Annotated in this window: 22 protein-coding genes; 6 read left to right on the forward strand and 16 right to left on the reverse strand. The window is 58.2% G+C overall.

What is annotated here, in order from left to right:
• Window positions 1-11: 11 nt before the first annotated feature.
• Window positions 12-1,649: an acyl-CoA dehydrogenase family protein gene (locus SJY32_RS11770; RefSeq protein ID WP_376875362.1), complete on the forward strand. Its 1,638-nt coding sequence runs from the start codon at window positions 12-14 to the stop codon at window positions 1,647-1,649.
• On the opposite strand, the gene recO is transcribed toward SJY32_RS11770, so the two are convergent.
• From recO to folK, 12 genes are all read right to left on the reverse strand, one after another.
• Window positions 1,624-2,361: a DNA repair protein RecO gene (recO, locus tag SJY32_RS11775; RefSeq protein ID WP_376875365.1), complete on the reverse strand. Its 738-nt coding sequence runs from the start codon at window positions 2,359-2,361 to the stop codon at window positions 1,624-1,626. The genes SJY32_RS11770 and recO overlap by 26 nt on opposite strands.
• A gap of 34 nt (window positions 2,362-2,395) precedes the next feature.
• A complete protein-coding gene (locus tag SJY32_RS11780; RefSeq protein ID WP_376875368.1) occupies window positions 2,396-2,728 on the reverse strand; it encodes a DUF1491 family protein in 333 nt (110 codons plus the stop codon).
• Window positions 2,728-3,639, reverse strand: a complete 912-nt coding sequence (gene era, locus SJY32_RS11785) for a GTPase Era (RefSeq protein WP_376875371.1) — start codon at window positions 3,637-3,639, stop codon at window positions 2,728-2,730. The genes SJY32_RS11780 and era overlap by 1 nt, the downstream gene beginning before the upstream one ends.
• The gene (rnc, locus tag SJY32_RS11790) at window positions 3,632-4,291 is read right to left on the reverse strand and encodes a ribonuclease III (RefSeq protein ID WP_376877708.1); all 660 of its coding nucleotides are present in this window, start codon (window positions 4,289-4,291) and stop codon (window positions 3,632-3,634) included. Before rnc ends, era begins: the two co-directional genes overlap by 8 nt.
• A gap of 26 nt (window positions 4,292-4,317) precedes the next feature.
• Window positions 4,318-5,349 (reverse strand): signal peptidase I, encoded by a 1,032-nt coding sequence (gene lepB / locus SJY32_RS11795; protein WP_376875374.1) that lies wholly within the window; start codon window positions 5,347-5,349, stop codon window positions 4,318-4,320.
• Between the two features lie 4 nt (window positions 5,350-5,353).
• Window positions 5,354-6,130 carry a signal peptidase I gene (gene lepB / locus SJY32_RS11800; protein ID WP_376875377.1) on the reverse strand — a complete coding sequence of 259 codons (777 nt, stop codon included), beginning with the start codon at window positions 6,128-6,130 and terminating at the stop codon, window positions 5,354-5,356.
• Between the two features lie 84 nt (window positions 6,131-6,214).
• Window positions 6,215-6,661, reverse strand: a complete 447-nt coding sequence (locus tag SJY32_RS11805; protein ID WP_376875380.1) for an ABZJ_00895 family protein — start codon at window positions 6,659-6,661, stop codon at window positions 6,215-6,217.
• A gap of 24 nt (window positions 6,662-6,685) precedes the next feature.
• Entirely contained in the window at window positions 6,686-7,426 is a 741-nt protein-coding gene (locus tag SJY32_RS11810; RefSeq protein ID WP_376875383.1) for a pyridoxine 5'-phosphate synthase, read from the reverse strand.
• A gap of 87 nt (window positions 7,427-7,513) precedes the next feature.
• The gene (locus tag SJY32_RS11815; protein WP_376875386.1) at window positions 7,514-8,206 is read right to left on the reverse strand and encodes a DUF2062 domain-containing protein; all 693 of its coding nucleotides are present in this window, start codon (window positions 8,204-8,206) and stop codon (window positions 7,514-7,516) included.
• A 103-nt stretch (window positions 8,207-8,309) separates the two neighbouring features.
• Window positions 8,310-10,427 carry a RelA/SpoT family protein gene (locus tag SJY32_RS11820; protein ID WP_376875389.1) on the reverse strand — a complete coding sequence of 706 codons (2,118 nt, stop codon included), beginning with the start codon at window positions 10,425-10,427 and terminating at the stop codon, window positions 8,310-8,312.
• 27 nt (window positions 10,428-10,454) lie between these two features.
• On the reverse strand, window positions 10,455-10,811 hold the full coding sequence (rpoZ, locus tag SJY32_RS11825) for a DNA-directed RNA polymerase subunit omega (protein ID WP_376875392.1): 357 nt from the start codon (window positions 10,809-10,811) through the stop codon (window positions 10,455-10,457).
• A gap of 98 nt (window positions 10,812-10,909) precedes the next feature.
• Window positions 10,910-11,554, reverse strand: a complete 645-nt coding sequence (folK, locus tag SJY32_RS11830) for a 2-amino-4-hydroxy-6-hydroxymethyldihydropteridine diphosphokinase (protein ID WP_376875395.1) — start codon at window positions 11,552-11,554, stop codon at window positions 10,910-10,912.
• 35 nt (window positions 11,555-11,589) lie between these two features.
• Between folK and SJY32_RS11835 the strand changes: the two genes are divergently transcribed.
• From SJY32_RS11835 to SJY32_RS11855, 5 genes are all read left to right on the forward strand, one after another.
• Window positions 11,590-12,138, forward strand: a complete 549-nt coding sequence (locus SJY32_RS11835; protein WP_376875398.1) for an NYN domain-containing protein — start codon at window positions 11,590-11,592, stop codon at window positions 12,136-12,138.
• Between the two features lie 186 nt (window positions 12,139-12,324).
• Window positions 12,325-13,272 (forward strand): 4-hydroxy-3-methylbut-2-enyl diphosphate reductase, encoded by a 948-nt coding sequence (ispH, locus tag SJY32_RS11840; protein ID WP_376875401.1) that lies wholly within the window; start codon window positions 12,325-12,327, stop codon window positions 13,270-13,272.
• Window positions 13,269-13,700, forward strand: coding sequence for a DUF3429 domain-containing protein (locus tag SJY32_RS11845; protein WP_376875404.1), 432 nt, complete (start codon window positions 13,269-13,271; stop codon window positions 13,698-13,700). Before ispH ends, SJY32_RS11845 begins: the two co-directional genes overlap by 4 nt.
• 22 nt (window positions 13,701-13,722) lie before the next feature.
• A complete protein-coding gene (gene rnhA / locus SJY32_RS11850; protein ID WP_376875407.1) occupies window positions 13,723-14,178 on the forward strand; it encodes a ribonuclease HI in 456 nt (151 codons plus the stop codon).
• Complete coding sequence (locus SJY32_RS11855; RefSeq protein WP_376875410.1) at window positions 14,175-14,834, forward strand: trimeric intracellular cation channel family protein; 660 nt, start codon at window positions 14,175-14,177, stop codon at window positions 14,832-14,834. The genes rnhA and SJY32_RS11855 overlap by 4 nt, the downstream gene beginning before the upstream one ends.
• Before the next feature lie 18 nt (window positions 14,835-14,852).
• On the opposite strand, the gene SJY32_RS11860 is transcribed toward SJY32_RS11855, so the two are convergent.
• From SJY32_RS11860 to SJY32_RS11875, 4 genes are read right to left on the reverse strand one after another with little or no spacing between them, the layout of a single operon-like run.
• Entirely contained in the window at window positions 14,853-15,008 is a 156-nt protein-coding gene (locus SJY32_RS11860) for a hypothetical protein (RefSeq protein WP_376875413.1), read from the reverse strand.
• Complete coding sequence (locus SJY32_RS11865; RefSeq protein WP_376875416.1) at window positions 15,008-15,247, reverse strand: GlsB/YeaQ/YmgE family stress response membrane protein; 240 nt, start codon at window positions 15,245-15,247, stop codon at window positions 15,008-15,010. The genes SJY32_RS11860 and SJY32_RS11865 overlap by 1 nt, the downstream gene beginning before the upstream one ends.
• A gap of 46 nt (window positions 15,248-15,293) precedes the next feature.
• A complete protein-coding gene (locus SJY32_RS11870; RefSeq protein WP_376875419.1) occupies window positions 15,294-16,088 on the reverse strand; it encodes a murein L,D-transpeptidase family protein in 795 nt (264 codons plus the stop codon).
• Window positions 16,085-17,263: a MalY/PatB family protein gene (locus tag SJY32_RS11875; protein WP_376875422.1), complete on the reverse strand. Its 1,179-nt coding sequence runs from the start codon at window positions 17,261-17,263 to the stop codon at window positions 16,085-16,087. The genes SJY32_RS11870 and SJY32_RS11875 overlap by 4 nt, the downstream gene beginning before the upstream one ends.
• Between the last annotated feature and the right edge of the window lie 11 nt (window positions 17,264-17,274).

The raw sequence follows: 17,274 nt of genomic DNA on the forward strand, positions 1-17,274 counted from the left end.
GGAGAGATCACATGACTGTTCTTCTCGACAATCTCCTGTCGATCACCGAAGCCGCCAATCACGAGGTAACCGAACTCGTCGCCCGTGCAACGGATGCTTTGCGCGCGCGCGTGACAACCGATGGGAAGATTTCCACTCAAGCGCTCGAGACCGACCAGCATGCGGCGCACGGTCTCGCTTGGCTCGCAACCTACGGCCAATCGCTGACACAACTTCTCGACTGGGCAAAACGCGCCGATGCGGCGGGACAACTTGGCCAGATGGAAGCGTTGATTCTTCAGATCGGCTTTGGGGAATATCTGGCGCAGATCGCGGGCGGCATCCCGATGAGCCAACAGGAATCGGCGCGCCTCCAAGATTTGGGGATCGAATGGACCCCAAAGGACGCAGCAGCGACGCTGATCACGCGCGGAAACACGAACGCAGCGCGCATGGCGTTGATCGAGCTGATGCAAGATAACGCGGGGCGGGCAACATTCGGGACATCAGGCCTCGAAGAAGAATTGGAAATGATCCGCGATCAGTTCCGCCGCTACGCGAACGATCGCATAATGCCCCACGCGCACGAATGGCATCTGAAAGACGAATTGATCCCCGTAGAGGTTATCGAAGAACTCGCAGAGATGGGCGTGTTCGGCCTGACCATCCCCGAGGAATACGGCGGTCTCGGCCTCTCGAAGGCCTCTATGGCGGTTGTGACGGAGGAATTGTCGCGCGGATATATCGGTGTCGGCTCGCTCGGCACGCGGTCCGAAATCGCCGCGGAGCTGATTTTATGCGGGGGCACTGAAGCCCAGAAGCAAAAGTGGCTTCCAGGCCTCGCCTCCGGCGAGATCCTTTCGACCGCTGTCTTTACCGAACCCAACACCGGTTCCGATCTCGGTAGCCTGCGCACGCGCGCGGTGAAAGACGGAGAGACGTGGAAAATCACGGGCAACAAAACGTGGATCACCCATGCGGCGCGCGCGAATGTCATGACGCTTCTCGCCCGAACAGACCCCACATCGACCGATTACAAGGGCCTCTCGATGTTCTTGGCGGAGAAAACCTCCGGCACTGATGAGACCCCCTTCCCCACCGAAGGCATGACGGGGGGCGAGATCGAAGTTCTGGGATATCGCGGGATGAAGGAATACGAGCTAGCCTTCGACGGATTCGAGGTGAAATCTGAAAATCTCTTGGGGGGTGAGGAAGGTAAAGGCTTCAAACAGCTGATGGAGACCTTCGAATCCGCGCGTATCCAGACGGCGGCACGGGCTGTCGGGGTGGCGCAGGCGGCGCTCGAAATCGGGATGCAATATGCGATCGATCGCAAGCAATTCGGAAAATCTCTGATCGAGTTCCCTCGGGTTGGCGGCAAGCTCGCGATGATGGCTGTCGAAATCATGATCGCGCGACAGTTAACGTATTTCTCGGCGTGGGAAAAAGATCACGGTCATCGTTGCGATGTGGAAGCGGGGATGGCAAAGCTGATCGGCGCGCGGGTGGCTTGGGCCTGCGCGGACAACGCGCTGCAAATTCACGGGGGCAACGGCTTCGCGCTGGAATACGCAATTAGCCGGATTCTATGCGATGCCCGCATCCTCAATATCTTCGAGGGCGCCGCAGAAATTCAGGCGCAAGTTATCGCGCGGCGTCTTCTGGGGTAAGACGCGCCAACATCTCCACAAAACGCTCGCGTGCGGCGGGAAGCGGTCGCGAGTCGACGGCGAAACGGGCCAGAAAATGGCCCGTGATGCGGAGGCCCTGCACTACCTCTAGGGTGCTGGCGCTCCCTTGCCCTTGAAGCCCCTCCGGCAGTGGAAGCAGCCGATCCGCCCAGTCCCCCGCCCCCGCCCGCGAGACCGCACGACCCGTCTTCGGGCTAACATATGCCAGGTCATCCCGCGCGCCCGTGACAGCACAGCTCCGCAGATCGAGCCCGTAGCCAATCTCATCCAGCAGGGCCAGCTCCCACTGCATATAGCGTTGGGTCCAATTCTTTTCGTTCGTTGCGATTGCGTCGAACAAAGGCTCCGTCCGTTCCACGAGCGTGGGATGAGGCTCGCGTTCAGCCAAGGTAAACCCAAGCAGCGCACAGACGGAATTTTGTCCCGCAAGTCCAAGGCGATCTGACAAAACCGCGCTGCGGGATTTTAACGGTTCGACCGTGTACGCGCCTATGTGATGATCCAATCGCGCGCGCCAAGTCAGCATCACATGGGTGCCGGGTTGTAGATTTGGCGCGATTTTCCTCGAGATGCCGCCTCGCACAACGCCGGAATGTCGCCCGTGCTGCGCGGTGAACGCATCGATGATCACCGATGTTTCGCCATGCGGTCGCATAGAAAGGATCGTGCCGGTATCTTGCCAGTCTATCATGTCACCCCGCCGCGCCGCATCTGGGCCAACCAGCCTAGCCAGTCAGCCCCTCTTGGTCCAGCAAGGTCCGACCATCGCGGCTCTCGATCTCGATCACCCAAAGGTCCGGATCAAAGCTACGCTGTTTGCGGATAGCCTCGTCGACCTCGCGCTCCGGCCCCTCCCGCAACGCCACCCAAGCACGCTCTCCGGTCATGAGATCGAAACCTCGATGCCAAGCACAGGCCTGCCCGTCCAGCGTCGCGCATTTGACAAGAACCGCCCCCGCCTCGTCATGGCCATGCGCCGTCACATAGGCGGGGATATGTTCTAACTCCAAACGCTTCAAATAAGCACGGACCCAAAAACCAGAGGCGAGGCGCGACATCAGTCACCGTCCGAAAAATCGAGCCCCATCTCGGTGTAACGTTCCTTGTCGTCCAGCCAATTCGCGCGAACTTTCACCTGCAAGAACAGATGAACCGGGCGGCCCAAAAATTCCGCCATTTCTTCGCGCGCCGATTTGGAGATCGACTTGATGGTCTCCCCCCCCTTGCCCAACACGATGCCTTTATGGCCATCACGCACGACGTAAATCAGCTGATCGATACGGGTTGAGCCATCAGGGCGGTCTTCCCACTTTTCGGTTTCAACCGTCATCTGATACGGCAGCTCTTCATGCAGGCGTAGCGTCAATTTTTCGCGCGTGATCTCCGCCGCGATGTTCCGCATCGGCAAATCCGCAATCTGATCTTCAGGATAATACCACGGGTTTTCAGGAAGTTCGCCCGCAAGCCATTCGCGCAAATCATCGACGCCGTGGCCGCGCTCTGCCGAAATCATGAAGGTCTTGGCGAAAGGATATTGGCCGTTCATTTCTTCAGTAAGCCGCAGCAAGGCCTCGGCTTTGACCTTGTCGATCTTGTTGATCGCAAGCGCGACTGGCTGCTCACCCGCACGTTCTTTCAGCGCCGCAATAATCTCTTTCGCGCCTTCGGTTAAACCGCGATGCGCTTCGATCAAAAGGACAACGATATCCGCATCCGATGCGCCACCCCAAGCGGCGGTCACCATTGCGCGGTCCAAACGGCGGCGTGGCCGGAAGATGCCCGGCGTGTCCACAAAAACGATCTGGCTTGCGCCGGACATGCAGACCCCACGGATGCGCGCGCGTGTCGTTTGCACCTTATGGGTCACGATCGAAACTTTCGCCCCGACCATCTTGTTGAGCAAGGTTGATTTGCCAGCGTTCGGTTCACCGATCAGCGCAACAAATCCCGCGCGGGTAGCTTCAGTCATTGGTCGTCTCCAAGCGGGTCAAAAGGGCTTTTGCGGCGGCTTGTTCGGCCTGCCGCTTGGCACCAGCGGTAGCGCGTTCACTCTCACCCGTCACGAGTTGCGCCTCAATTGTAAAAACTGGCGCATGGTCAGGGCCCGTGCGCTCGATGATGCTGTATTTCGGGGGCGGAAGGCCGCGTGCCTGCGCCCATTCTTGCAAGCTGGTTTTAGCATCGCGCGCATCTTCCGCGACGCCGTCGATTCGCTTATCCCACAAGCGCAGCACAAGATCACGCGCTGCTTCAAACCCACCATCAAGGTAAACCGCCGCGATCACCGCTTCCATCGCATCGCCAAGCAGGGCTTCCTTGCGACGCCCGCCCGTCATCATTTCGGACCGCCCTAGTTTCAAGACAGCCCCTAAATCGATTTGCCTTGCGACATCGGCGCAGGTTTCTTTGCGCACCAATGCGTTGAAACGCGGCGCAAGAAGCCCTTCAGCCGCAGCGGTATCGGCAAAGAACAAGGCTTCCGACATCACCAAACCGAGGACACGATCCCCCAGAAATTCAAGTCGCTGGTTATCCGGCCTTGTCGGCGTCGAAATGGAGGCATGGGTCAACGCCCGAACCAGAAGCTCGACGCTTTTGAAGTCATACCCCAGTCGGGTCATGAACTGGCTTATTTCGATCGCAATTTTCACTCTACAACCTTCAGAAAACGGTCAGGGCGCCATGCCCAAAATGCAGCGAGCGACGCACCGCCCGCAGAAAAGACCACCCATCGGACAGGGCCAATGATATGACTTGCAGGAACAAACCCCAAGCCGCCGACCGCAGTGGAATAACGGCTATCGAGGGAATTGTCACGGTTATCGCCCAAAAAGTAATACTGACCTTCCGGCACAATCACCTCATGGGTGTTATCCGCGAAAGCATTTGGCTCGATATCCAATACGCGATAAGCGCGGCCCGATGAAAGCGCCTCCATGGCCTGATGCTTGCTACAGGTGCCGCCGATCCCGACAGGATCATTTGCGCAGCGGGGCAATGATTTGCCGGGGCCAGCGTCAGATTTCAGCTCCGTCAAGTCGGGCATCGGGCTTTGCACGAGAGGGTCGCCATTCAAGATAACACGCCCATCACGCATCTGAAGGCGATCGCCGGGAAGGCCGATCAGCCGTTTGACATAGTCCCCACCCGCAACCGGATGCTTGAAAACAACGACGTCTCCACGCTGCGGTTCGTAGTTCGGGATAGGTGCTGCTAGAATGTAATCTCCCGCGAAAAGGGCGGGCTTCATCGATCCTGAGGGAATCCAGAAGGGTTGATAGAACCCTCGCAAAATCAGCAAGAGTGACATGCAGCAGACGAACCCGACGCCCCACGCATGGCGGGATTTCCACGTAAATTGTCCGCGCTGGGTCCGGCTGGACGGTTTTGCCCAAAGCCAGATCAGGACAAGGGCTCCGAACGGCACGCAAAGCAGAAAACACCACAGCCCCGAATAACCCGCATCGTGCAGTCGGCGTACCGCGAGCGACATCATCACCGGCAACAATAGCCCCGCCAACGCAAAGCTCAGCCGGTGAAACGCGACCTCTTGCGAGAGCGCGAACTCCAGCCCAGCAACACCGAGCACAAGGACAGAGGTCAACGCGGCCATGCTCCAGAACCTGCGGCGCGTGGCGCCACCGCTCCAGTCAAACACAGCCGCGATGAGATCCAGCATCAGATCAGTCGATCGCCTTGAAGAAGCGATCCATCCGCCACGTCCAGAAGAAGAACAGCGACTTGCCTTCGGACGAGAAGATCACACGGTCGGCACGACCGATCAGATATTCCTCGGAGACGTAATCCACGCCACCGCGCGCCGTGGAGAAACGCGAATCCAGCGAATTGTCACGGTTATCACCCATGAAGAAGTAGTGTTTCGCAGGAACGGTAAACAGCGGAGTGTCGTCCGCTTCACCACCATTGGTGATGTTAAGGATCGCATGCGAAACGCCGTTGGGCAGCGTCTCGATCGCGCGCTCTTTCACGCATTGGTCGCCGTTCTCCAACGCCATGCAACGCGGCACCGACCCCGCCGAGCCTTGCGCTTCTTTTGTTTCAACGAATGGCGGCTGCTCTGTGATCTCGACCGCGGTGCCGTTGATATACAGCAGGCCACCCTTCACCTGCACCGTATCGCCCGGCAACCCAATCAAACGCTTGATATAATCGGTGCCCGCGGTCGGATGGCGGAACACGACGACATCGCCGCGTTCAGGCTCGGAGCCCAAAAGACGTCCTTCAATCGGGCAGGCCGAGAACGGGCATGAATACTTTGAGTAACCATACGCCATTTTATTGACGAACAGGAAATCCCCGATCAGCAATGTGTCTTTCATCGAACCGGTCGGGATCCAGAAAGGCTGGAAGAACAAGGTCCGGAAGACCCCCGCGATCAAGAGCGCGTAGACCACGGTTTTGATGGTCTCGACGATGCCTTCTTCGGCCTTGCTGGACATGCTGATATTCCTCGGAAAACTATTGGGCCATTCCTTGGCCCTTAGGGGGGCGCAAGTCAAGGAAAGAGGCAGTGAACAGGCCCATCACCCCCGTCGGCGTGCGAGGGCCTTCATCTCGTTTTTCGCCCCCATGCCGAAGAACAACCGATTCATCCCGAAGATCACAAGCATATAGAACACGAAGACTGCGCCCGCGATCATGCGCAACTCAGGATCCCCCATCACGGCGTCCAAGCTCGAGCGGATCTCACCGCCGGCAAAAATAATGAGCGGCACCGCGAGCGCGAGAGAAATTGCCATCGCGAGCATCGTGGCGACACGCGCAAACCCCCACGCCTCCAAACCGGTTGGCGTGCGACCCGTCGCGGCTGCAAATTTCTGACCTTCAATCATGCCGGCACACAGCACAGGAAGGATCCAAAGGATTGTCGCGGAAGGGGCGTAGCCGGTCACGCGTTCAATTGCCCAAAGGCCAACCGGAATGGCGAAGCTGGCGATCAAAAATACCAGCGCATATCGTGGGTAGCTCATCAAATTTCCTATCGTAACCAAGCCTCAGGCGCGCGCGGCATCCATCAGGTGCCGCATCTGTGCAATTGCATTTTCCAATCCCAAGAATACAGATTCGGCGATCAGGAAATGCCCGATGTTGAGCTCGGCAACCTCTTTGATCGCGGCAATTGGGCCAACCGTCTCGAAGGTTAATCCGTGGCCAGCGTGCACCTCCATGCCCAAAGACGCCGCATAGGCAGCCCCTTTTTGGAGTGCCGCGAGTTCGGCGTCGCGCGCATCAAAACGGCCTTCCGCGTGAAGATCGCAATACTGTCCCGTGTGCAGCTCGACAACCGCCGCTCCGATTTCGGCGCAGGCTTGGATTTGGGCGGCATCATGGCCGATGAACATTGAAACCCGCGACCCCGCTTCCCGTAAGGGCGCGATATAATCCGCCAGTCGCGCGATATCCCCCGCGACATCAAGGCCGCCCTCCGTCGTGCGTTCCTCGCGCTTTTCAGGCACGATACACACGGCATGTGGTTGGTACTTCAGGGCGATAGATTGCATTTCCTCGGTCGCGGCCATCTCGAAATTGAGTGGGCCGGTCAACCCATTCATTAACGCCTCGATATCAGCATCACGAATATGCCGACGATCTTCGCGAAGATGCGCCGTGATCCCATCCGCGCCGGCCTGCTCGGCCAAGAGCGCAGCGCGCAGCGGGTCAGGATAGGCGGAGCCGCGCGCGTTGCGGATGGTTGCCACGTGATCGATATTCACGCCAAGTCGAAGTTTAGTCATCTGCTGCCCCATGATCTGATCCGCCCGACTATGGGCCACCTCGCCAGAAGAATGAAGGGGGGAGTAAAGGGTTGGGAGGGCCGGAATCTAGGTCCGGTCCTCTTTGCGTTCGGCTCGTTCCTCAATCTTCGCCTCCAGCTTTGCGTGAAGTTTCGCGCGAATTTGGGTGAGGCGCTCTTTGATGCGCGCGCGGCGGCGATTTTGGTAGGCCGTGATGATAGGTAACGCGAGCAGATAGCACACCACCGCGGAGACAAGCCCGGGCACGATCGACCCAACAAGATAGGGCACGAAGATGTCGTCAAAGAAGGCCGACAACCCGTGCCATTGGGCCGTTTGATCAGTGAATGCGGCGAAGAAGTTGTGCTTGAGGTCACCCGCGGCATGGATAAAGAGCGAGACAATCCCATCGCCAGCGTCGGGATCAAGCGGGCCACCATGATGACGCCCCAGAAGGAAGTTCCCGAATTTTGTCGAGAGAACCGCGATGATCGGGAAGGTCACCGGGTTGCCGAAAAATGTCCCTAGAATGGACGCCAGCACATTTCCGCGGATCAAAAGCGCAATCCCCGCGGCAGTGAAAAAATGCAACCCAAACAACGGAATGAACGACACGAACACGCCCGCCGCCACGCCGCGCGCGATACGGGAAGGGTCATCCGGCAGGCGGTGAATCCGGTGGCGGACGTAATGAAACGCGCGCGTCCAACCGCCCTGCGGCCAGAGCGATTCGCGCAGGACGCGCCCCCAGCTCCGCTTGTTTCGCCGCTTAAAAACCACCAAACCTCCTCATGCCCGAAAGATCGGGCCGCCCAATCGGGCAATCTGCCTCGCGCTCATTGCCACCATCTCGCGTGAGATCATGACCGCAGGATGGCATTTCTCACGGTTTGCGCGTCAAATCCCTAAATCGCGCCACCTGAGCCACATCGCTTTCAGCTTCCAACGCGGTCAGAAGCATGTGGAGATGTTCCGTATCCCGCAGTTCGGTTTCTACAATGATAGAGTAGAAATCTGGTTTACGGTCAACGAACTGCATATCCGAGATATTGGCCTTTTGCTGCCCGATCAAGGTGCAGATCCGTCCCAAAACCCCCGCGTCATTTGCGATCGTGATTTTAAGCGTAGCGGAATACACCGGTGCGTGCCGCCCCGAATGCCAATGTAGATCGACCCAGCGACCCGGCTCGTCTTCAAGCTCCTCAAGCGCAGGGCAGTCAATCGCATGGATCACAACGCCTTTTCCGCGGTAGGTGATCCCGACGATACGCTCTCCCGGAAGGGGCTGACAGCAATCCGCGCGACGGAAATTCTGATCAGCCGCAAGCCCGACAACGGCGCGCTGCACCGTCACTTCTTCATGTGTCTGCGTCGCGAGTTCTGGGTAGAGAATTTCAAGAACTTCCGATGCCGAAAGCTCCGCAGACCCGATTCGCGCCAGAACCTCTGTCTCGTCCTCAAGGCGAAGCGTTTTCGCGGCGGTCCGCAGCGCCTTATCTGTTACCTTCCGGCCCACATGCTCGAATGCGACACGCGCGAGCTCGGTCCCGAGCTTAACGAAACGCGTGCGGTCTTCCTCGCGCAGGCTCTTTCGAATCGATGCTTTGGCGCGACCTGTTTGGACGATATCCAGCCACGTTGATTGCGGCCGCTGACCGGCAGCGGTGATGATATCGATATTCTGACCATTTTTGAGGCGTGTCCAAAGAGGCACACGGATACCGTCCACCTTCGCCCCGACGCATCCGTTCCCGATGCGCGTATGGATCGCATAGGCGAAATCAATCGGCGTCGCCCCTTTAGGTAGCTTGATCACGTCCCCCTTCGGGGTGAAACAAAATACCTGATCGGAATACATTTCGAGCTTCACGTTCTCGAGAAACTCGTCGTGATCACCCTCATCAAAGCGTTCGGTCAAGGTCGCGACCCATTTTGCGGGGTCGACCGCAAACGGGTTTTGCGCGCGGACGCCCTCACGGTACGACCAATGCGCAGCAACACCCGATTCGTTTACTTCGTGCATCTGTCGCGTGCGGATCTGCACCTCAACGCGCTTGCCATCGCGGCCCGACACGGTCGTATGAATTGACCGGTAGCCGTTGGTTTTGGGCTGGCTGATATAATCTTTAAACCGCCCGGGCACGGCGCGCCAATGGTGGTGGATCGCGCCAAGAACCCGGTAACAATCCGCCTCGGTCTGGGTGATTACGCGGAAACCGTAGATATCTGACAGGCGAGAGAATGAAAGCTGCTTCTCTTCCATCTTGCGCCAGATCGAATAGGGGCGCTTTGCACGGCCAAACACGTCAGCCTCAATGCCCGCCTCGTCCATTTCTGAACGGATATCTGCGGTAATCTTCGGAATAACGTCGCCAGTTTCCTTTTGTAGATTCACAAATCTACGAATAATCGATGTCCGCGCCTCGGGGTTGAGGACCTTGAAAGCAAGATCTTCCAACTCTTCGCGCATCCACTGCATCCCCATTCGGCCAGCAAGCGGGGCAAAGATCTCCATGGTTTCGCGGGCTTTTTGCGCCTGTTTTTCCGGGCGCATAGAGCGAATTGTGCGCATATTGTGCAACCGGTCCGCGAGCTTCACCAAAATCACGCGCAGGTCTTTTGACATCGCCATGAACAGCTTGCGGAAGTTCTCAGCTTGCTTCGAAGCCGCTGAAGAAAGCTGAAGATTGGTGAGTTTGGTGACGCCGTCCACCAGTTCCGCGACCTCTTTGCCAAACAGCTCCGAGACCTCTGTGTAGGTCGAGCGGGTGTCCTCGATTGTATCGTGCAAAAGCGCGGTGATGATGGTCGCATCATCAAGCCGTTGCTCCGTCAAGATCGCGGCGACGGCAACGGGATGGGTAAAATAGGGCTCGCCAGAATGGCGAAATTGGCCCTCGTGCATACGAAGGCCATAATCATAGGCACGTCTGATGAGATCAGCGTTGGTGCGCGGGTTGTAGTTGCGAACGAGCGCGATCAGGTCTTCGACGTCGATCATTCTCGCGCGTTCGCCCCCGATGCCTGCTTACTCGCGACCCTGCGCGTCCATCAAGGCGCGCAGCATCCGCTCTTCAGACATATCATCTTCGCGCGGACGATCAGCCGTTTCACCGCCCATGAGCAGCGCCATATCATCGTCTTCCGGCTCATCGACCTCAATTTGGGTCTGATTGCTCTCGATGAGACGCTGGCGCAGATCATCTGCCGATTGCGTTTCATCAGCGATTTCACGCAATGCGCAAACCGGATTCTTGTCGTTGTCACGATCCACCGTCAGCGGAGAACCCGCTGCGACTTCACGCGCACGATGCGCCGCGAGCATAACGAGCTCGAAGCGGTTCGGGACTTTATCAACGCAATCTTCAACCGTCACGCGGGCCATGGTCTACTCCAAACGGAATTGGGGTTGGAGAGGCCTACTTAAGGAAGACTGCCCCTAAAGACAAGCGCCGATTCCCCAGATTCGCGGCCTGCCCCAACTCAAATCGGATGAATTGCATCTTTTTCCGAAAATGGCAGGGCTGCGATCATATCCGAAATCGCCACGCCTGACACAGGGTCAACATAAGTCGGCGCAATATCAAAAAGCGGTATCAGAACGAACGCGCGCTCCATCATGCGCGGGTGCGGAAGGATCAACTGATCGGGGGCGTCCTGCATCTGACGCTCCAATGGTAAATCGCGCCATTTGGCCTGTGTTGCAACGTCCGGAAGGATCATGTCGTCCATCGCCAAAAGGTCAATATCGCACCCGCGCGACGCCCAACGCGTCTCCCGGACGCGGCCAAACCGCGCTTCAACTCGGTGAAACGCCGCTAAAATAGAATGAGGGGGCTGCGCGCTCTTGACCTTTGCGCACGCATTAACGTAATCGGGGCCCGACCCTGCAGGATACGCAGGGGTTTTATAGAACCGGCTCACTGCCTCCAGCTTCATACCTTCGGCGATCAGTGCCTTTAAGGTAGCGACAAGGGTCTGGGAAGCCGCCCCGGCGGCTGATGGCAGATTCGCGCCAAGCGCCAAAAGTATAGCGCTACTATCCTTTTCGACAAATTCCATTTTACCCCAATGCGTTGTTAGTGTCCGGGATGAACCCGTCCACGACCTAGTAATTTCCGACACCATAAAGAACAAGCGACGGGGCCAGAAAGGACCAAGGGATGTTTTATAAGGACGAACGGCTAGCGCTGTTCATCGACGGGTCGAATCTATACGCAGCTGCGAAAGCGCTGGGATTTGACATCGATTACAAGCTGCTGCGTCAAGAGTTTGAACGCCGAGGCAAGCTTGTGCGCGCATTCTATTATACGGCCCTCTTGGAAAATGAGGAATACTCCCCGATCCGGCCTCTGGTCGATTGGCTGAACTACAACGGCTACCACATGGTGACAAAACCGGCCAAAGAGTTCACTGATTCGATGGGCCGGCGGAAAGTCAAAGGCAATATGGATATTGAATTGGCCGTGAACGCGATGGAACTCGCGCCGCGCCTCGATCACGCTGTGCTGTTTTCTGGCGACGGCGACTTCCGCCCCCTTATCGAAAGCTTGCAGCGTCAGGGCGTTCGCGTTTCGGTCGTGTCGACGATCCGCTCTCAGCCCCCGATGATTGCGGATGAGTTGCGCCGCCAGGCTGATAACTTCATCGAGCTGGACGCCCTGCGCGATGTCATCGGCAGGCCTCCACGTGAAACCGACGGCGAGGAATAACTTTCCTGACGCCTAGGTCGAAACATCCCTACAAGACGTGAAAGGGGCCTTAACGGCCCTTTTTTCGTATCTCCAACCCGGAATATCGCGCATGCACCTACCTTGCCCGATATTCAAATACAGGCGAGGCACTGGACCTTCGCGCCGCGCCTCGCTACCTCTTGTCAGACCTCAAGGAGACGCGCCATGAAACCTGCCCTCACGCTCTACCTCGCCGCGCCACGCGGCTTTTGTGCGGGTGTCGACCGTGCTGTGAAGATCGTCGAGATGGCGTTGGAGAAATGGGGCGCGCCGGTCTATGTGCGCCATGAGATCGTGCATAACAAATTCGTCGTCGACGGCCTTCGCGATAAAGGCGCCGTCTTTGTCGAGGAATTGCACGAATGCCCCGATGATCGTCCGGTTATCTTTTCGGCGCACGGCGTCCCGAAATCTGTGCCCGCAGAAGCGGCCCGGCGTGAGATGGTCTATGTCGACGCCACCTGCCCCCTTGTCAGCAAAGTGCATATCGAAGCAGAGCGCCACCACGACGCCGGTCTGCAAATGGTGATGATCGGGCATGAGGGCCACCCCGAGGTGCTCGGTACGATGGGTCAATTGCCGGAGGGCGAAGTTCTCTTGGTCGAGACGACCCAAGACGTTGCGCGCATTTCGCCGCGTGATCCTGAGCGCCTCGCCTACATCACCCAGACGACCCTGTCCGTCGACGACACCGCGGCGATTGTCGCCGCACTTCAACAGCGTTTCCCAAGCATCAAGGGGCCCGCAAAAGAAGATATTTGCTACGCAACCACAAACCGACAAGCAGCGGTCAAAGCCATCGCAGGTAAGATTGATGCGTTGTTTGTCGTCGGCGCCCCGAATTCCTCCAACTCGCGACGCCTTGTCGAAGTGGGGCGCGGCGCGGGATGCGCCTATGCCCAACTCGTGAACCGCGCCCCAGAGATCGATTGGCGCGCGATTGAGGGCATAAAATCGGTGGGGATCACGGCCGGCGCATCAGCGCCCGAAATTTTGATCGATGAAGTGATTGCCGCTTTCAAAGACCGCTTTGACGTCACTTTAGAGCTTGTTGAAACAGCCCGCGAAGATATCGAGTTTAAAGTGCCCCGCGTGCTGCGTGTTCCGGCATGATACGTACGATCCCGAAAACCGCGCTGTGGCTCGGCCTCGGCGGCTTGATACCCTTCCTCGCCACGACGCTCGCTTTACGGTTTGGCGTCGCACTTCCCCTCGCGCTTCCCGCCGAAAAAGTATTGCTCGGCTACGGGATCATGATCTTCGCTTTCATGTCCGGCGCGCTTTGGGGATTTGCGGCGAAATCGAACTGGGCGTTCGGGTACGTTCTGTCTGTCGCGCCTGTCGTGATCGGATTTCTTGCCGTGATTTCGGGGGGCGTCAGGCCGATTGATGCGCTGATTATTGGCTTCATCACGCTCCTGCCGCTCGATTTCGCCTTCGCGCGATGCCACGCGGCGCCCGCTTGGTGGATGTCGCTGCGATTGGTTCTGACAACGGTTGTCGTGGCATGCTTGATCGCGGTATGGCGTGCGGGCATCTGAACCGCGCCCCGAGGAGAGCCCGATGGAAATTCACGCATGGACCGATGGCGCATGTTCGGGAAACCCCGGTCCGGGCGGCTGGGGCGTTTTGATGCGCGCATTCGATGACGGGAAACTGCTGAAAGAGCGAACGCTGCAAGGCGGCGAGGCGGATACGACGAACAACCGGATGGAGCTTATGGCGGCAATTTCCGCCTTGGAGGCCTTGTCCCGCGACAGCGCGATCACCATCACAACCGATAGCGCCTATGTTAAAAACGGGGTGACGAGCTGGATCTTCGGCTGGAAGAAAAACGGTTGGAAGACTGCAGATCGCAAGCCGGTCAAAAATGTCGACCTTTGGCAACGGATTGATGCGGCCCAGTCGCGCCATCACGTAACGTGGAAATGGATCAAGGGTCATGCAGGCCACGCCGAAAATGAGCAAGCGGACGAATTGGCGCGTGCCGGCATGGCGCCATTCAAGTCCGCGAAATGAACGCTGAAGCCCTGAGCTGGGTCGCCGCATTTCCGATCGGCGCAGCATTGGATTACACATCCGTTCTAATCTTCGCTTTGACGGGCGCGCTCGTCGCAAGCCGTCAACAGCTTGATCTTGTCGGCTTCATCTTCATCGCGGCACTCACGGCGGTGGGAGGAGGCACGCTGAGGGATCTGCTCCTCGGACGAGATCCGGTATTTTGGGTTGGGCAACCGCAATATATCGTGCTGATCGCATTCGCGGCGGTCATCGTGTTTTTCACCGCCCATTTCTTGGAAAGCCGTTATCGCACGCTGCTCTGGCTCGACGCGGCCGCGCTAGCCGTTGCGGTACCCGCAGGCGTTGCCGTCACGATGAACCTAGGCCACGGGCCGATCACCGTTCTCATTATGGGCGTGGTCACGGGGACGTTCGGCGGGCTCATGCGCGATGTTGTGTGCAATGAGGTCCCGCTGGTTATAAAACAGGGTGAGCTCTACCTGAGCTGCGCGTTTGCAGGGGCTGTCGCTGCGGTGATCTCCAAGCAATTTATCGATCAAATGCTGCCCTGTTTGCTGATTTGCGCCGGTGTAACATTTGCGCTTCGTGCGGGGACACTACGCTTCGGATGGGCCCTGCCGGTTTATAAGGCACGCCCGCCGCGCCACAAATGACACCCCTCACTTTTTTGATCAGTAGCTGGGAAGGTAATCCTTGCCGAACTTCAGGATGAAGATGATCAACGCCAATGCGACGGCCCATCCTCCCGGACGCGAGAATAAGAACAGGATCAGCCAGAATAGGCGCCGGAAAACGCCGCCCACTCCCATTGCTAAAAAACCGAGCATCATCGTCCCCGATAGTAATGTTTATAGAGCCAGATCAGGGCCATCGCGCCCAGAACGGCCCCCACCAGCCCCGCCATAAAGCCCGTCACCGCAATCAGCAATCGAAGGGCGAGGCCACCGATTAACGCCCCGAGGATTCCGATCGCGATCGTCGTGACGATGTCTGTGTCAATCTTCATCAGCCGCGTCGCGAGAAACCCCGCCGCAATTCCAATGATGATAAGTGCGAAAACGGGCATGACTCCTCCTGCCATGACTATGCGTGATCTACGCCGCTTTGGGAAGTCACGGCCGGATCTCGACGATTGTTCCGATCTCGGTTGCGGCAAACAATTGCGTGACCTCTGCATCGGTCAACGCGATACACCCCGCCGTCCAATCTCCCGCAAGCTTCTCAAAGGGTGACCGGTTCGGTTGACCGTGGATCATAATGTCGCCCCCCGCGGAGACCCCTAAGGCCCGCGCCGCCGCACGGTGTTTGGGATGGGGGTAATCCAACCCAAGCGAAAGGTGGTAGGCCGACCCCCCATTCAGACGATCCACGCGAAAAGTACCCTCCGGCGTTCGATTGTCACCCTCACGGGATTTATCGCCGATGGGCGAGCGGCCCAAAGCGATTGCCCACCGCCGCGCGATTTGATCGCCCGAATAAACCGTAAGGCGGCGCGCTGATTTCTCGACGAGAATACGCGACACGGTCTCAAGCGGCTGAAGTGTTAATGGCTTTGCCATGGGCTTGAGATCGGCCGTCAGGCGCGTGGTTGCGGCATCAAGATCGGCATCCATGTTCGGGGTTTCGGTCAACGCATCTGGCTGTGAGACAGTCGCGTCCGCCCCCGGATCGCCCGCGGCCATGTCATCGCGCGGGATGGCTTCCAGCGGGCCTGCGTCCGGTTGCCGCTCCGCATCCGGAATCACCGCAATCGGCACCCGCGGGGGCGTTACCACTTGCGTTGCGTCATTTGGAGAGCCTGACGATGGGGACATCATGCTGTGCCCCCAGATCACATACAGAAAGGCCACGCCCGAAAGCGCCGCAAGCACGATGCCAATCGCGAGGCGCCAGTAAGCCCGCATCATTGCAAGTCCGCAAATGCCTCTTGCAAGCGCGCGACAGCCTCAACGACCCGCGCGCGCGGCGTCGCAAGGTTGAACCGCATGAAGCTCTCGCCGCCCAAGCCGAATGTCTCGCCATGATTTGCCGCGATGCGCGCGACCTTCTCGATACGATGCTTGATCTCCTGCGGCTCCATTCCCGTACCCGCGAAATCAACCCACGCGAGATAGGTGGCTTCCAACTCCATCGCTCGAAGACCTGGTATTGCGGCGATGCCTTCGTCAAATACGGTTTTGTTTTGTGCGAGATACGCGACCAATTGATCGACCCATAGAGCCCCTTCGGGCGAATAGGCGGCCGTCGTCGCGACCAGACCGAAGGAATTGGGCGAGATCCCCAAGGCATTCATCCGCTGCGAGAATTTCGTCCGCAAATCGGGATCTTTAATGATTACATTGCCCGTATGGACGCCTGCGATGTTGAAGGTCTTGGTGGCGGCCGTCATCATCACAACGGGATGGTCGGGACATGCCAACGGGAAGGCCGTGTGTTGCTGATTGGGCATGAGCAGGTCGTGATGGATTTCATCGGACACCAAAACTAGGTCATGTTTCACGCAAAAAGCCGCCACGGCGTTTAGCTCGGCCTTTGTCCAGACGCGCCCGCCCGGATTATGCGGCGAGCACAGGATCAGCATCTTCTCCTTGCCCGTGAGGCGCGCCTCCCACGCATCGAAATCCATTTCGTAGCGGCCCTCGTTAACCGCGAGTGGGCATTCCGTCACCGTTCGCCCCGCCGCATGGATAACCCGCGCGAAGGCGTGGTAAACTGGCGTCATTAGCACAATCGCGTCGCCCGGCTGTGTGAAGGCATCGACACAAATCGACGTGCCATTCACCAAACCATGCGTTGTGAAAATCCACTCCGGTTCGATCTCCCACCCGTGACGGGTGCGCATCCACCACTGTATCGCGGCGCGATAAGGCCCCTCATTCCCGAAATACCCGTAGACGCCATGCGCCGTCATGCCTTCTAACGCAGCCTGCACGCAGGCCGGCGGGCGGAAATCCATATCCGCGACCCACATTGCGATTCCGTCGGAAGGTGAGACGCCGTAAGCGCCCTCCATCGCGTCCCATTTAGCCGAATGTGTCCCGACACGGTTAATTTCTTCGTCGAAATTGGGGGAATTCGTCATAAGTCGCCTCT

This window comes from Albirhodobacter sp. R86504, assembly GCF_042466415.1.
In the GTDB taxonomy this organism is placed as follows: domain Bacteria; phylum Pseudomonadota; class Alphaproteobacteria; order Rhodobacterales; family Rhodobacteraceae; genus Albirhodobacter.

Bases quoted from the DNA above. Each gene is read 5' to 3' on its own strand.
- SJY32_RS11855 (WP_376875410.1), top strand. From the start codon at position 14,175: ATGAACGCTGAAGCCCTGAGCTGGGTCGCCGCATTTCCGATCGGCGCA.
- rpoZ (WP_376875392.1), bottom strand. From the start codon at position 10,811: ATGGCCCGCGTGACGGTTGAAGATTGCGTTGATAAAGTCCCGAACCGC.
- SJY32_RS11870 (WP_376875419.1), bottom strand. From the start codon at position 16,088: ATGATGCGGGCTTACTGGCGCCTCGCGATTGGCATCGTGCTTGCGGCG.
- SJY32_RS11865 (WP_376875416.1), bottom strand. From the start codon at position 15,247: ATGCCCGTTTTCGCACTTATCATCATTGGAATTGCGGCGGGGTTTCTC.
- rnc (WP_376877708.1), bottom strand. From the start codon at position 4,291: ATGACCCGACTGGGGTATGACTTCAAAAGCGTCGAGCTTCTGGTTCGG.
- folK (WP_376875395.1), bottom strand. From the start codon at position 11,554: ATGGTGTCGGAAATTACTAGGTCGTGGACGGGTTCATCCCGGACACTA.
- SJY32_RS11770 (WP_376875362.1), top strand. From the start codon at position 12: ATGACTGTTCTTCTCGACAATCTCCTGTCGATCACCGAAGCCGCCAAT.
- SJY32_RS11860 (WP_376875413.1), bottom strand. From the start codon at position 15,008: ATGCTCGGTTTTTTAGCAATGGGAGTGGGCGGCGTTTTCCGGCGCCTA.
- SJY32_RS11805 (WP_376875380.1), bottom strand. From the start codon at position 6,661: ATGAGCTACCCACGATATGCGCTGGTATTTTTGATCGCCAGCTTCGCC.
- SJY32_RS11845 (WP_376875404.1), top strand. From the start codon at position 13,269: ATGATACGTACGATCCCGAAAACCGCGCTGTGGCTCGGCCTCGGCGGC.
- ispH (WP_376875401.1), top strand. From the start codon at position 12,325: ATGAAACCTGCCCTCACGCTCTACCTCGCCGCGCCACGCGGCTTTTGT.
- SJY32_RS11835 (WP_376875398.1), top strand. From the start codon at position 11,590: ATGTTTTATAAGGACGAACGGCTAGCGCTGTTCATCGACGGGTCGAAT.
- lepB (WP_376875377.1), bottom strand. From the start codon at position 6,130: ATGTCCAGCAAGGCCGAAGAAGGCATCGTCGAGACCATCAAAACCGTG.
- SJY32_RS11820 (WP_376875389.1), bottom strand. From the start codon at position 10,427: ATGATCGACGTCGAAGACCTGATCGCGCTCGTTCGCAACTACAACCCG.
- rnhA (WP_376875407.1), top strand. From the start codon at position 13,723: ATGGAAATTCACGCATGGACCGATGGCGCATGTTCGGGAAACCCCGGT.
- era (WP_376875371.1), bottom strand. From the start codon at position 3,639: ATGACTGAAGCTACCCGCGCGGGATTTGTTGCGCTGATCGGTGAACCG.
- SJY32_RS11780 (WP_376875368.1), bottom strand. From the start codon at position 2,728: ATGTCGCGCCTCGCCTCTGGTTTTTGGGTCCGTGCTTATTTGAAGCGT.
- lepB (WP_376875374.1), bottom strand. From the start codon at position 5,349: ATGCTGGATCTCATCGCGGCTGTGTTTGACTGGAGCGGTGGCGCCACG.
- recO (WP_376875365.1), bottom strand. From the start codon at position 2,361: ATGATAGACTGGCAAGATACCGGCACGATCCTTTCTATGCGACCGCAT.
- SJY32_RS11810 (WP_376875383.1), bottom strand. From the start codon at position 7,426: ATGACTAAACTTCGACTTGGCGTGAATATCGATCACGTGGCAACCATC.
- SJY32_RS11875 (WP_376875422.1), bottom strand. From the start codon at position 17,263: ATGACGAATTCCCCCAATTTCGACGAAGAAATTAACCGTGTCGGGACA.